Here is a 13,266-nt window from a genome sequence, read left to right on the forward strand (position 1 = left end):
TATGTTGCTTCAACGTTATTGAAACTTTCGTTTTTTTTATAAAAAAATCCCAAACAAATACATGCTCGGGATTTTTAATATTTATAAAACAGTGGCTAATACATTAGCAACGTATGTCTATTTAGTATCTGTAGTACTCAGGTTTAAAAGGTCCTTCAACCGTTACTCCAATATATTCAGCTTGGTCTGGTTTTAACTCAGTAAGTTCAACACCAATTTTAGCTAAGTGTAATTTTGCTACTTTTTCATCTAAATGCTTAGGTAACATGTAGACTTCGTTTTTGTAAGCATCTCTGTTAGTCCACAATTCGATTTGAGCTAAAGTTTGGTTCGTAAATGAGTTACTCATTACAAAACTTGGGTGTCCAGTTGCACAACCTAAGTTTACTAAACGACCTTCGGCTAATAAGATAATATCTTTACCATCAATTGTATATTTATCTACTTGTGGCTTAATTGTGTTTTTAGTATCTCCGTAGTTTTCATTTAACCAGCCCACTTGTATTTCGTTATCGAAGTGACCAATGTTACAAACAATGGTTTTATCTTTCATAGCTTTAAAGTGCTCGCCACGTACAATATCTTTATTTCCTGTAGTAGTAATTACGATATCGGCAGTTGATACTACAGTTTCTAATTTCTTAACTTCAAAACCATCCATTGCAGCTTGTAAGGCACAAATAGGGTCTATTTCTGTAACGGTAACAATACTACCTGCACCTTTAAAAGAGGCAGCTGTACCTTTACCAACATCGCCATAACCACAAACTACAACACGCTTTCCTGCTAACATCACATCAGTTGCACGGCGAATAGCATCTACAGCACTTTCGCGACATCCGTATTTGTTATCGAATTTAGATTTAGTAACCGAATCATTAATGTTAATTGCTGGCATTGGTAATGTACCGTTTTTCATACGTTCGTATAAACGGTGTACACCAGTTGTAGTTTCTTCAGATAATCCGTTAATACCATTAACTAATTCAGGATATTTATCTAAAACCATATTGGTTAAATCTCCACCATCATCTAAAATCATGTTTAGTGGTTTTCTGTCTTCACCAAAAAATAAGGTTTGTTCTATACACCAATCAAATTCTTCTTCATTTAAGCCTTTCCAAGCGTAAACAGCAGTACCACCTTCTGCTATTGCAGCAGCAGCTTGATCTTGTGTAGAGAAAATGTTACAAGAACTCCATGTTACTTCTGCTCCTAAAGCTTTTAAAGTTTCAATTAAAACTGCAGTTTGAATGGTCATGTGTAAACATCCAGCAATTCTAGCACCTTTTAAAGGTTGGCTGTCTTTATACTCTTCACGAAGGCTCATTAAACCAGGCATTTCTGCTTCAGCTAATTCTATTTCTTTTCTTCCCCAAGCAGCAAGCGACATGTCTTTTACTTTATAAGGTACGTATGGAATCGTTTTTGTATTCATAATTGTATATTTGTCTCTAAATTTAAGAGGACAAAGTTACATAATAAGTACGAGAAATATAAATGCCAGTATATAAAACCATACATCCAAACTCACAAACTACTGTTAAGATTTGGAAGATCACAGAATCTTATCATGAATTGTTTCAGGGAGTTAAGTTAAAACCTGAAAGTTTAGATCGTGTTTTAGGCATGAAAAGCGAAATACACCAACGTGGTTTTTTAAGTGTACGACATCTTTTAGCCAATTTTGGGTATACAGATTCTGATTTGTATTACGACGATAATGGGAAACCACATTTAAAAGATGGTAGATATATCTCTATTACACATTCGTTTACGTTTTCTGGAATTATAATAAGTAATAATAAAACAGGAATAGATATTGAGAAAAATAGAGAAAAAGTAAAATTAATAGCCCATAAATTTTCAAATTATGAATTCTGTTACTTAAATGAAGATGAAATTGATTATGTTAAAAAACTTACCGTTATTTGGGGTGCAAAGGAAGCCTTGTATAAGTTATATGCTACTCCAGGATTGAGTTTTTATAGCCATATTTTGGTTATTCCTTTCGATTTAAAAGAAAACAGGACAGTAGCCTGGATAGATTATAAAGAACACAAAAGTCGTTACGATATCTATTTTTTAGAATTGGAAGATTTTACGTGTGTATACACAGTAACATAAGAATGAACGTATTAAATCATATTTTAAATAATATTTTTAGCAATAAGAAACAATTAGCTGTATTAATTGATCCTGAAAAAATTAGATTAAGTGATGTTAAAAGGTTTGTTAGAAAAATTAATCAATCTGTAGCGAATTATATTTTTGTAGGTGGTAGTACAGTACCTGTAGATCTTACAGAACCCCTAGTGTTAGAAATAAAAAAACATACTAATCTTCCTGTTGTACTATTTCCAGGAGATGTTGTGCAAATTACAGATAAAGCAAATTCATTATTGTTTCTTTCTCTATTGTCAGGTAGAAATCCTGCTTATTTAATAGGAAAGCATGTAGAAGCCATACCACGATTAAAAGAAACCAGTTTAGAAATTATACCCACTGGGTATTTGTTAATTGAAAATGGCGAAACGACTATGGTACAGAAAGTCACAGCTACCGAGCCAATGCCATCTAAACATGTTGAAAATATAGTTAATACGGCGCTGGCAGGAGAATTATTAGGGATGCGATTAATGTATCTAGAAGCTGGTAGTGGTGCTAAAAGCCCTGTATCTCCAGAAATTATAAAAGCAGTAAGTAACGATTTAAGTATTCCTTTAATAGTTGGTGGAGGTATTAAAACCAAAGCACAAATGGAAGATGCTTTTAATGCAGGAGCTAATTTAGTGGTTATTGGCACCGCATTAGAGCAAAATGAAGATCTATTTAATGATCTTAAACGCTGGTAAACTTTTAATTTAGTTATAAATAACTTCATATAAACTAAAATCCTTAGTATTTTTGATTACTTAACTTAGAGATTTCGTCTCGTTTCAATTAATCAATACACGTATTATAATGGAAATATCAGTAGAATTAACATTAATGCCATTACAAGCAGATTACGAACCACCAATTCAAGAGTTTATTAAAGCCCTTAGAGCTTCCGAATTTACAGTCCTAGAAAATCCGTTAAGTACTCAAGTATATGGCGATTTTAATAAGGTTATGCCGTTTTTAACCGAAGCTTTAAAAACCTCGTTTGATCATTTAGACGGTGTGATTGCTAACATGAAAATTGTGAAGAGCGATAGAAGCGATTATGTCCCAAATTTTTAATTTTTTATTTGGTCAATACCAAGGCTATCAAACCATTAATATAGTATTAGAAATTGTAGCTGTAATTTTTGGTTTTCTTTCTGTTTGGTATTCTAAAAAGAACAACATATTGGTTTTTCCAACGGGTATGATAAGTACACTTATTTTTGTGTATTTGTTATTGCATTGGGGCTTGTTAGGCGATATGATGATTAATGCTTATTATTTTATAATGAGTGTATACGGCTGGTATATTTGGACCAGACCAACAGGCGATAACAATGTGTTAACTCCTATATCTACAATGTCACGTACAGAATACAAGTTAGGTGCCGGAATCTTTTTTGCCACAATGGTTTTTGTATATGTAATATATACCATATTTAATAAATTAAATAGTTGGACCGCTTGGGTAGATATACTTACAACCGCACTGTTTTTTGTAGGTATGTGGCTTATGGCAAAACGCAAAATAGAAAATTGGATTTTTTGGATTATAGCAGATGTGATTTCAATTCCGCTATACTTTTATAAAGGATTTACCTTTACAAGTCTTCAATATTTAGGATTTACATTTATAGCAATTTCAGGATATTACGCATGGAAGCATACCTTAAACAAAAACCTTCAAAAAATATAAAAGTTGTTTTGTTTGGTCCAGAATCTACCGGTAAAACTGTGTTGGCAAGACAACTAGCATCACATTATAAAACCGTTTTTGTTCCAGAATATTCTAGAACTTATGCTTTGGAGAAATTAAAAAAAAACGAAACCTTAACCGAAGCAGATGTAATGCCAATTGCAAAAGGGCAAATATTTTTAGAGAATGAGTTAAGCCAAACAGCTGAAAAACTTTTAATTTGCGATACAAATTTATTAGAAACTAAAGTATATGCAGAAGTTTATTACAACGGGTTTAACAATGAAATTTTAAAAGCATCTGCCATTAAAAATCATTATAATTTATACTTTTTAACTTATATTGATATCCCTTGGGAAGCAGATGAAGTGCGAGACAAACCAAATGAAAGAGAAACAATGTTTCAAGCTTTCGAAAAAGCGTTAATCGATTACAACAAACCCTATGTATTACTAAAAGGAACTTATAAAGAACGTTTCGATTTAGCCGTAAAACACATAGACAAATTAATATTAAAACACTCATGAATTTTTCAGAAAAAGATTTAAAGTACATAGACAAAAAAGGTCTGACCCTTCAAAAAATAGATAGGCAAATACAACAATTCCAGGACGGCATTCCTTTTATAGATTTAGAATCTCCAGCCATAATTAATCATGGGATTTTAAAATTTGACCAAGCAGAACGTGACGCATATGTTAATGCATACGATGCAAAACGCGATACATTATCCGTTTTAAAATTTGTGCCAGCTTCTGGAGCAGCCACAAGAATGTTTAAAAACCTATTTAATTTTGTAGCTAATTTTAACCCAGAAGGTACTGCATCTTTTAGTAGTTATGTAGAGACTCATAACGATAAAAATTTGGAAACATTTTTTAAGGGTCTAGAACAACTTCCATTTTACGATGTTGTAATGGATGTTATCGCTAAAAATTATCCAGATTATGAATCATTTAATGAGGATAAGAAAAAATGGATTTTTGTAAATGTTATGCTTGACGAAAAATTTTTAGATTACGGCGCATATCCAAAAGGCTTATTACCTTTTCATAAATACAAAGATCATCTAGCTACAGCTTTTGAAGAGCATTTATTTGAAGCTGAATCTTATGCTTCTGCAAATGGAAAAGCAAACCTACATTTTACAATTTCAGAAACCCATAATGATAAATTTAATGCAGAGTTTGAAAAAATTAAACCTCAGGTAGAAGAAACGACGGGATTAGATTATAATATTTCGTTTTCATACCAAAAACAATCTACAGATACCATTGCCCTTACACCAGAAAAAGAACCTTTTCGTGAGGCAGATGGCAGTTTGCTTTTTAGACCTTCAGGACATGGAGCTTTAATAGAAAATTTAAACGATTTAGATGCAGATGTTATTTTTATTAAAAATATAGATAATGTAGTAGTGTCTAAATATAAAGAGAATATTATTGAGTATAAAAAAGTGCTTGCAGGTGTGCTTTTAGGACTTCAAGATCAGGCTTTTAAATATTTAAATGAGTTAGATAGAGGAGAGGCCGATGAAGCAAAATTAATAGAAATAGCAGAGTTTCTTAAGCGTAAGTTAAATGTAGATATAGCAATGGATTTTGAAAGATTTGCAACTACTTACCAGATAGAATATTTACAAGAAAAACTAAATAAACCTATCCGTGTTTGTGGTATGGTTAAAAATGAAGGTGAACCTGGTGGAGGTCCATTTTGGGTAGAAGATCTTAACGGAAATCTATCGCTTCAAATTGTAGAATCTGCTCAAATAGATTTAGAAAATAAAATTCAGAAAGACATATTAAATGGATCTACGCATTTTAATCCTGTAGACTTAGTTTGTGGTACAAAAGATTATCAAGGCAATGCATTCGATTTATTAAAGTTTGTAGATCCTAAAACAGGATTTATCACTCAAAAAACAAAAGAAGGTAAAGCTTTATTAGCTTTAGAGTTACCAGGATTATGGAATGGAGCTATGGCCAATTGGAATACAGTATTTGTAGAAGTTCCTTTAAATACTTTTAATCCTGTAAAGACAGTAGCAGATTTATTAAAACCAATGCATCAAAATTAAAGCATGACAGATGAAGCTCAACTTATATCAGAAGTTTCCTTTAAAGCCATACGTAGTTCTGGCGCAGGCGGACAACATGTAAATAAGGTGGCTACTAAAATAGAATTGAGTTTTAATATATTAGATTCTTTAGCTTTAAATGAAGAAGAAAAAAAACGACTCATAACCAAGCTTAAGCCGAGATTAACTAAAAATCAGGTGTTATTATTGCAATGCGGAGAAAGTCGCAGTCAGCATAAAAACAAGGCATTGGTTGTAAGTCGTTTTTTACATATTATACAAGCCGGGCTAAAGCAATCTAAACCTAGAAAAGCTACAAAAATCCCAAAATCTGCAATTAAAAAACGTCTGAAAAGTAAGCGTGTAGTGTCTGAGCGTAAGGCTAATAGACGAAAACCTAAAATAGAGTAGAATTTTATCTAAAAAATTAGAAGAATCGAGAATAGTTATTACATTTGTAGCGTTCTCATAAAGGGGTGCCTAATATCGGCTGAGATCATACCCATTGAACCTAGAACAGATAATGCTGTTTAGGAATCGAGCATTAAAAATATGGTTAAATATTTTTAATAATGCAATGCGATAATCAATGTTGTTTTTTTAATTAATAATCTAAGCATGATAGCAGTTATTTCATGTTAAGGTTTAATCTTATAAAAAGGACAATTTATTTCGTATTATATTACTTGCTCAATGTATTTAACAATTTAAAATAAAGAATAAGGGCCTCTTTTTATTCGATTAAAACGATATCGAATGAAACATTTTTTTGTTTTAGCCTGCTGTTTATTTTCAGCCAGTTCAGTATTTTCACAAAACGAAAAGCTGCAAGATTCTACAACTGTTCCTACCGAGACTTTAGACGAGATTTTGGTTACTGCCGTACGTGTGCAAGCCACTTCGCCTATTACGCATTCTAATGTAGATAAAGCGACATTAGCTAAGCGTAACTTAGGGCAGGATTTACCTATACTTTTAAATTATTTACCTTCAGTTGTTACCACTAGTGATGCTGGAGCAGGAATTGGTTATACGGGAATTCGAGTGCGTGGTGTTAGTGCACAATCTACAAATGTTACAATTAACGGAATTCCTTATAACGATGCAGAGTCTTTAGGAACTTTCTGGGTTAATTTAGGAGATATAGCATCGTCTGTAGAAAGTTTGCAACTACAACGAGGTGTAGGAACATCTACAAACGGTTCTGGTGCATTTGGAGCAAGTATTAATGTATTAACTGATGCTGTTTCTAAAGATGCTTACGCCGAAATATCTAATAGTTTTGGAAGTTTCAATACAAGAAAACACAATGCAAAATTTAGTTCTGGTTTGTTAAACGATCACGTAGAAATTGCTGGACGTTTATCTATTATTAAATCTGATGGGTATGTAGATCGTGCATCTACAGATTTAAAATCGTATTTTTTACAAGCCGCGTATGTAGATGATAATACTTTAATAAAAGCTGTAGTTTTTGGTGGACACGAAAACACCTATCAATCTTGGAATGGAATAGATAAGGAAACTTTAGAAGATGATAGAACCTATAATTCTGCAGGTATTTACACCGATGAAGATGGGACTGTAAAATTTTATGATAATGAAGTAGACGATTATCAGCAAGATCACTATCAATTACATTGGAATGAACGCTACAATAATAATTGGTCTACTAATTTAGGTTTAAATTATACCAAAGGGAGTGGGTATTTTGAGCAGTATAAGGAAGATGAATCTTTTGAAGATTACGGATTAAATAATGTAACCATTGGCGGAGAGACTATTGAAACTACAGATATAATTCGTCGGCGTTGGTTAGACAATGATTTTTATGTAATCAATGCAAATGCAAATTATAAAAATGAGTTTGTAAATGCCATTTTTGGAGGATCTTATAGTACGTATGATGGCGACCATTTTGGAGAAATTATTTGGTCTAAATATGCTAGTAATAGCGAAATTCGTGACCATTATTACGATGGGAATGGTAAGAAAACAGATGTAAGCCTTTTTGCAAAAGCTACCTACAGATTAAATACACAATGGAGTTTATTTGGAGATCTACAAATGCGCTTTGTAGATTATAAAACAACAGGTATAGATTCTGATCGAACACCCTTGAATATAGATGAGCAATACAGTTTTTTTAATCCAAAAGCAGGTATTACGTACGAGCTTGATAAAAATAATAATATGTATTTTTCTTATGCGCGAGCAAATAGAGAACCAACAAGAGACGATTTTCAAAATAACCCAGATATAAAACCAGAACAATTAAATGATTTTGAATTGGGGTGGAGACACGAAAAGCAACGTTTTAAATTTAATGCCAATGTGTATTATATGCATTATAACGAACAATTGGTGTTGTCTGGAAATATAGACGATGTTGGAAATCCAATTCGTACTAATAGTGGCGAAAGTTACAGGTTAGGATTAGAAATTGAGTCGGCAATAGGGCTTTCTAAAGGGTTTTCAATTCAGCCAAATGTAACGTTTAGTACTAATAAAAATAAATCAATTTATCAGTCTTTTAATGGTGAATTAAAAGATTTTGGATCAACAAACATTTCATTCTCACCAGATATTGTTTTAGGTAATGCCATTGTGTATCAACCAAATGATGCTTTGCAAATTTCTTTATTAAGTAAATTTGTAGGAGAGCAATATATGGGAAACACAGACTCAGAAGTTTCTAAATTAGATAGCTATTTTGTAAATGATTTAAATCTTACTTACGAAATAAAAATGGAATCTATTTTTAAAGCAATTGTATTAAGCGGTGTTGTAAATAATATCTTTAATGAAAAATATGTATCTAATGGTTATTATTATACTTATGATGATACTTGGAGCGATCCAAATGTTATTACAACTATAGAAGGAGCTGGTTATTACCCGCAAGCGACAACCAATTTTTTAGTTGGAGCGACTTTAAAATTTTAAATTAAAAAGGCGATTCTTTAATATGAATCGCCTTTTTTTATTCGTTATAAACTCTAATGGTCGAGCCAGATACTTTTACAAAATAAGGTTTCAAAGTGTATTCTCCATCTGTATCACCTTCTGGATACCCATTAACAATATTATAAGTATTCTCGTCATCACAGCCACAAGTTGCTAAAATACCATCAATTTCTAATACAGAACAGGTCGTAACATTATGGTTCGGGTCTGTAAGCTCATAAGCTGTATACATGCTAGAGCCTACGTAATATAAAACGACACCATTAACGCCATAGCTATCTAAAATTATATAATTTCCAGGAAAGTTTAATGCATTATATTTTGGTAAAGTTGTATTAATTAAAGTTCCTGTATCAAACTTGTAATCTGGAATGTAAGGATTATCTTCATAAGTGTCGCTAGTACTACAATTCATTAATAATAATAGAAGTAGAGTAGCTAAAAAAAGTTTTTTCATAGTCATAATTTCGAATTGCAATTTACAACAAAAAGCAGTTTGGTGTAAAAATTTTGTATATTTGTGAATTGATCTCGTATTGCGAGATTTTTTATGTTTTATAAGCTAAGGTTTGTGAAACATATTTTTTTTAATTAAAACGATGAAGTTATGAGTAAAGTATCTTATTACACTGCAGAAGGACTAAAAAAGTTAAGAGACGAACTAAGACAACTAAAAGATATAGAAAGACCACGAGCATCTCAAGCCATTGCTGAAGCTCGTGATAAAGGAGATTTAAGTGAAAATGCCGAATACGATGCTGCTAAAGAAGCACAAGGCATGTTAGAAATGAAAATTTCTAAATTAGAAGAAATTTTAGCAGGAGCACGTGTTATTGACGAATCTCAATTAGACACGTCTAAGATTTTGGTGCTTTCTAAAGTGAAAATTAAAAACCAAACCAATGGTATGGAAATGAATTACACTTTAGTTGCAGATGGCGAAGCCGATTTAAAGTCTGGTAAGATTTCAGTAAATTCTCCTATCGGAAAAGGATTATTAGGTAAATCTGTTGGAGATGTAGCCGAAATTCAAGTGCCAAGTGGTGTTATGAAATTTGATATTGTTGAAATTTCAAGATAATTATAAGATCTAAACAAATAGAGATTTCTAAAGTTTTAAAATTGAAAACAGTTTCAAGTCACTCTAAAACTTTAGGAATCTTTTTTATATTTACTTAAAAATATAATATTATGGCTTCTATTTTTAGCAAAATCATTTCAGGCGAAATTCCATGTTACAAGGTTGCAGAAACCGAAGATTTTTTAGCTTTTTTGGATATAAATCCTAATGCCAAAGGACATACATTATGTATCCCTAAGCAAGAAGTAGATAAAATATTTGATTTAGATGATGCGCTGTATATAGAATTGATGAAGTTTTCAAAAAAAGTAGCCATTGCTTTAGAAAAAACTGTGCCATGTAAGCGCGTTGGTATGACTGTTATTGGTCTAGAAGTACCCCATGCTCATGTACATTTAATTCCGTTAAATACAATGGAAGACGCTGTGTTTTCTAAGAAAGTAACGCTTACAAAAGACGAGTTTGAGAACATTGCAAATGCAATTGGTAAGGCCATGTAATTAAACTTTACGTACATTATGTTTATTCAATTTTAAAGTGATTTGCATAGTGGTTCCTTTACCAATTTCGGAATGAGATATCTTTATTTTCCCGTCATGAAAATCTTCAATTATACGTTTAGCTAAAGACAACCCAAGTCCCCATCCTCTTTTTTTTGTAGTAAATCCGGGTTCAAAGATCTTGTTAAATTGATTTTTATGTAGCCCTTTTCCTGTGTCTGAGACAAAGATTTTTACATCATGATCGTTAGGTTCAATTCTCACAGCTATTTTTCCTCTACCTTTCATAGCATCAATAGCATTTTTAACCAAATTTTCAATAGTCCAACTATATAATTGTGGATTTAGTAAAACTGGTACTTCTGTATTTGGAATGTCTATACTAAATTCAATTAATTTAGACGATCTTGATTTTAAGTAATCATACGCATCAATAGTGGCTCTCACTACATTGGTAGGTTCTAATGTTGGGATAGAACCAATTTTGCTAAATCGTTCTGTAATGGTTTCTAGCCGGCTAATATCTTTTTCAATTTCTGTAATATATTCGGGATTAATTTCTTCAATTTTTAAAATTTCTGTCCAGCCAATTAAAGACGATAATGGTGTGCCAATTTGGTGTGCCGTTTCTTTAGCCATTCCAGACCATAATTTATTTTGTGTAGCAATTTTTGTACTGCGATAGAAACTGTACACTAATCCTGCAAATAATACCAGAATGAGAACAAAAGCTATTGGGTAATACTTTAATTTGTTTAATAATGGCGAGTTGCCATAATATAAAGTGTTTAAAACGCGTCCGTCGTAAATAATTTCAATAGGTTTATTTTCTTGTTCAAAATCTAAAATAAGCTCGTTAATATAATCGTCATCTTCAATTTTGGTTTCGTCTAAATTATTATGCTCAATATTACCATCTAAATCTACCATTATCATTGGTGTGGTGGTATTGCTTTGTAAAATTTGGAGAGGTAATTCGCCTATGTCTCCATCTAAATTTGTGCTTTTTATTAAATCGCGCTGTGCAGCAGACCAATTTTCCATCTTTATACGTTCTTCAGCTTTAAAACTCTGAAAAAACATATAGGTATTCCATAAAATTAAAGAGATAATTACAAACGAAAATCCAATAAATATCCAACGGATAACGTTTTTATGTTTGGTAAAAAGCATGGAAACTATTTTTAATGGTAATATAATGCAAATCTGTTAATAATATTGTGCAATCAAGTGGTCAAATCATTTTTTGTTATTTAATAGAATAGTTACCTTTGTAGCGTATTAAAAAGGTAAACTGATGTGATTTTGAACTTAAGTAATTAATTTTATTGCTGTTAAATGCTTAAGTATAGAGTGAAAAGGTAGAAGAATGTTAGATTATATTACTATTTAGTTTTTAATATAGGTCGTAAAATCTATCAATTTTGATGTTTTAGGCAAAAGATTCATTCAAAATAATTCAGAAAATCATAGGTGTGTAAGAGAAAATCTTTAATTAGGTTGTAATTATTATTGTAAATTACGACTTAATAAAACAGATGCCTTAAAATTGTACTGAATGTGAGCATGGCGTTAATGAATAAGAAGAATAAAACCACCGTTTTAATTTTATAATGAGTTAAAATTGAAACAAAAGTTTTTTTATCTTAAAGCATAAATATAAAGAGAGTTTTTAATAGAAATTAAATGTAATGGAAGTACAAGGAAAAGTAAAAATGATAGGAGAAACCCAAACCTTTGGTAGTAATGGGTTTAGAAAAAGAGAATTGGTAGTTACAACCGAAGAACAATATCCTCAACATATATTAGTAGAATTTGTTCAAGATAAAACAGATTTACTAAACAGTTACAGCGTAGGACAAAACGTAAAAGTGAGTATTAATTTAAGAGGTAGAGAATGGGTTAATCCTCAAGGAGAAACTAAATATTTTAACTCAATTCAAGGTTGGAGAATAGAAGCCGTACAAGATGCAGCTTCAGGTTCTGTTCCTCCAGTACCACCAGCAGATGCTTTTGAACCAGCATCTAGCTTAAATGAAGACGATCACGACGATTTACCTTTCTAGTCGAAGGTATACAATGACTAATTCAAAGTGTGATTAACCTCAATATCTAACGATATTGGGGTTTTTATTTTTATATCGATACTTTTTATAAATTAGGAGCATGAAATTTTTAAATGATAAAATAGAGTTTCCTAATATTGAAGAAGCGACATCGGAAGGATTAATTGCTGTTGGTGGAGATTTATCTACAGACCGCTTACTATTAGCGTACAAACGTGGTATATTCCCTTGGTTTGAAGATGATAAAGCTATTTTATGGTGGTCTCCAGATCCACGTTTTGTATTGTATCCAGAAGAACTTAAAGTGTCTAAAAGTATGCGACAGTTTTTACGTAATTGTGATTTAACAGTTACAGTAAATACTGCATTTCCTGATGTAATTAAAGCGTGCGCAAGTATTAAACGTAATGGTCAGGAAGGTACGTGGATAACTAATAATATGACTAAGGCATATATAGAATTACATGAAATGGGCTTTGCAAAATCTGTTGAGGTCTGGCAAGATAAACAACTTGTAGGTGGTTTTTATGGTCTGGATTTAGGTAATAATGTATTTTGCGGTGAAAGCATGTTTTCCAAAATAAGTAATGCCAGTAAAGCAGCTTTTATCACGTTTGTTCAAAATACAAATTATAAAGTTATAGATTGCCAAATTTATACACACCATTTAGAAAGCTTAGGAGGACGTTCTATACCAAGAGCGACATATTTAAGTTATCTTTAATTTATTT

15 protein-coding genes are annotated in these 13,266 nt (G+C 31.7%); 12 read left to right on the plus strand and 3 right to left on the minus strand.

All coding sequences use genetic code 11. The annotated features are described in order from the left end of the window. Positions 1-121 precede the first annotated feature (121 nt). Complete coding sequence (gene ahcY, locus FNB79_RS05660; RefSeq protein ID WP_143380387.1) at positions 122-1,438, minus strand: adenosylhomocysteinase; 1,317 nt, start codon at positions 1,436-1,438, stop codon at positions 122-124. Positions 1,439-1,500: 62 nt separating this feature from the next. Between ahcY and FNB79_RS05665 the strand changes: the two genes are divergently transcribed. The 8 genes from FNB79_RS05665 to FNB79_RS05700 all read left to right on the plus strand — a co-directional run bounded on the left by FNB79_RS05665 (position 1,501) and on the right by FNB79_RS05700 (position 8,867). Beyond that, positions 1,501-2,127, plus strand: a complete 627-nt coding sequence (locus FNB79_RS05665) for a 4'-phosphopantetheinyl transferase family protein (protein WP_143380388.1) — start codon at positions 1,501-1,503, stop codon at positions 2,125-2,127. A gap of 2 nt (positions 2,128-2,129) precedes the next feature. Further along, a complete protein-coding gene (locus FNB79_RS05670; protein WP_143380389.1) occupies positions 2,130-2,855 on the plus strand; it encodes a geranylgeranylglyceryl/heptaprenylglyceryl phosphate synthase in 726 nt (241 codons plus the stop codon). A gap of 109 nt (positions 2,856-2,964) precedes the next feature. Then, entirely contained in the window at positions 2,965-3,225 is a 261-nt protein-coding gene (locus FNB79_RS05675; RefSeq protein WP_143380390.1) for a thiamine-binding protein, read from the plus strand. After that, entirely contained in the window at positions 3,209-3,844 is a 636-nt protein-coding gene (gene pnuC / locus FNB79_RS05680) for a nicotinamide riboside transporter PnuC (RefSeq protein WP_143380391.1), read from the plus strand. Before FNB79_RS05675 ends, pnuC begins: the two co-directional genes overlap by 17 nt. After that, positions 3,805-4,371: an AAA family ATPase gene (locus FNB79_RS05685; RefSeq protein WP_143380392.1), complete on the plus strand. Its 567-nt coding sequence runs from the start codon at positions 3,805-3,807 to the stop codon at positions 4,369-4,371. Before pnuC ends, FNB79_RS05685 begins: the two co-directional genes overlap by 40 nt. Further along, the gene (locus FNB79_RS05690) at positions 4,368-5,921 is read left to right on the plus strand and encodes a DUF4301 family protein (RefSeq protein ID WP_143380393.1); all 1,554 of its coding nucleotides are present in this window, start codon (positions 4,368-4,370) and stop codon (positions 5,919-5,921) included. The genes FNB79_RS05685 and FNB79_RS05690 overlap by 4 nt, the downstream gene beginning before the upstream one ends. A 3-nt stretch (positions 5,922-5,924) precedes the next feature. After that, positions 5,925-6,332 carry an alternative ribosome rescue aminoacyl-tRNA hydrolase ArfB gene (gene arfB, locus FNB79_RS05695; RefSeq protein WP_143380394.1) on the plus strand — a complete coding sequence of 136 codons (408 nt, stop codon included), beginning with the start codon at positions 5,925-5,927 and terminating at the stop codon, positions 6,330-6,332. A 345-nt stretch (positions 6,333-6,677) separates the two neighbouring features. Beyond that, positions 6,678-8,867 carry a TonB-dependent receptor gene (locus FNB79_RS05700; RefSeq protein WP_143380395.1) on the plus strand — a complete coding sequence of 730 codons (2,190 nt, stop codon included), beginning with the start codon at positions 6,678-6,680 and terminating at the stop codon, positions 8,865-8,867. 37 nt (positions 8,868-8,904) lie between these two features. On the opposite strand, the gene FNB79_RS05705 is transcribed toward FNB79_RS05700, so the two are convergent. Then, positions 8,905-9,345 carry a hypothetical protein gene (locus tag FNB79_RS05705; protein ID WP_143380396.1) on the minus strand — a complete coding sequence of 147 codons (441 nt, stop codon included), beginning with the start codon at positions 9,343-9,345 and terminating at the stop codon, positions 8,905-8,907. Positions 9,346-9,495: 150 nt separating this feature from the next. Between FNB79_RS05705 and greA the strand changes: the two genes are divergently transcribed. Together greA and FNB79_RS05715 are read left to right on the plus strand one after the other, a co-directional pair. Then, on the plus strand, positions 9,496-9,969 hold the full coding sequence (greA, locus tag FNB79_RS05710; protein ID WP_143380397.1) for a transcription elongation factor GreA: 474 nt from the start codon (positions 9,496-9,498) through the stop codon (positions 9,967-9,969). A 110-nt stretch (positions 9,970-10,079) separates the two neighbouring features. After that, entirely contained in the window at positions 10,080-10,469 is a 390-nt protein-coding gene (locus FNB79_RS05715; RefSeq protein ID WP_143380398.1) for an HIT family protein, read from the plus strand. Here FNB79_RS05715 and FNB79_RS05720 read toward each other — a convergent pair whose 3' ends face one another. Continuing rightward, positions 10,470-11,642 carry a sensor histidine kinase gene (locus FNB79_RS05720; RefSeq protein ID WP_143380399.1) on the minus strand — a complete coding sequence of 391 codons (1,173 nt, stop codon included), beginning with the start codon at positions 11,640-11,642 and terminating at the stop codon, positions 10,470-10,472. A 518-nt stretch (positions 11,643-12,160) separates the two neighbouring features. Here FNB79_RS05720 and FNB79_RS05725 point away from each other — a divergent pair. Beyond that, positions 12,161-12,535 carry a DUF3127 domain-containing protein gene (locus tag FNB79_RS05725; RefSeq protein WP_143380400.1) on the plus strand — a complete coding sequence of 125 codons (375 nt, stop codon included), beginning with the start codon at positions 12,161-12,163 and terminating at the stop codon, positions 12,533-12,535. 100 nt (positions 12,536-12,635) lie between these two features. Then, positions 12,636-13,259 (plus strand): leucyl/phenylalanyl-tRNA--protein transferase, encoded by a 624-nt coding sequence (gene aat, locus FNB79_RS05730; RefSeq protein ID WP_143380401.1) that lies wholly within the window; start codon positions 12,636-12,638, stop codon positions 13,257-13,259. The last annotated feature ends 7 nt before the right edge of the window (positions 13,260-13,266 follow it).

This window comes from Formosa sediminum (assembly GCF_007197735.1).
GTDB lineage: Bacteria > Bacteroidota > Bacteroidia > Flavobacteriales > Flavobacteriaceae > Formosa > Formosa sediminum.

Coding starts and splice junctions, on each gene's coding strand:
- ahcY (WP_143380387.1), bottom strand. CDS start 1,438: ATGAATACAAAAACGATTCCATACGTACCTTATAAAGTAAAAGACATG.
- FNB79_RS05665 (WP_143380388.1), top strand. CDS start 1,501: ATGCCAGTATATAAAACCATACATCCAAACTCACAAACTACTGTTAAG.
- FNB79_RS05670 (WP_143380389.1), top strand. CDS start 2,130: ATGAACGTATTAAATCATATTTTAAATAATATTTTTAGCAATAAGAAA.
- FNB79_RS05675 (WP_143380390.1), top strand. CDS start 2,965: ATGGAAATATCAGTAGAATTAACATTAATGCCATTACAAGCAGATTAC.
- pnuC (WP_143380391.1), top strand. CDS start 3,209: ATGTCCCAAATTTTTAATTTTTTATTTGGTCAATACCAAGGCTATCAA.
- FNB79_RS05685 (WP_143380392.1), top strand. CDS start 3,805: ATGGAAGCATACCTTAAACAAAAACCTTCAAAAAATATAAAAGTTGTT.
- FNB79_RS05690 (WP_143380393.1), top strand. CDS start 4,368: ATGAATTTTTCAGAAAAAGATTTAAAGTACATAGACAAAAAAGGTCTG.
- arfB (WP_143380394.1), top strand. CDS start 5,925: ATGACAGATGAAGCTCAACTTATATCAGAAGTTTCCTTTAAAGCCATA.
- FNB79_RS05700 (WP_143380395.1), top strand. CDS start 6,678: ATGAAACATTTTTTTGTTTTAGCCTGCTGTTTATTTTCAGCCAGTTCA.
- FNB79_RS05705 (WP_143380396.1), bottom strand. CDS start 9,345: ATGAAAAAACTTTTTTTAGCTACTCTACTTCTATTATTATTAATGAAT.
- greA (WP_143380397.1), top strand. CDS start 9,496: ATGAGTAAAGTATCTTATTACACTGCAGAAGGACTAAAAAAGTTAAGA.
- FNB79_RS05715 (WP_143380398.1), top strand. CDS start 10,080: ATGGCTTCTATTTTTAGCAAAATCATTTCAGGCGAAATTCCATGTTAC.
- FNB79_RS05720 (WP_143380399.1), bottom strand. CDS start 11,642: ATGCTTTTTACCAAACATAAAAACGTTATCCGTTGGATATTTATTGGA.
- FNB79_RS05725 (WP_143380400.1), top strand. CDS start 12,161: ATGGAAGTACAAGGAAAAGTAAAAATGATAGGAGAAACCCAAACCTTT.
- aat (WP_143380401.1), top strand. CDS start 12,636: ATGAAATTTTTAAATGATAAAATAGAGTTTCCTAATATTGAAGAAGCG.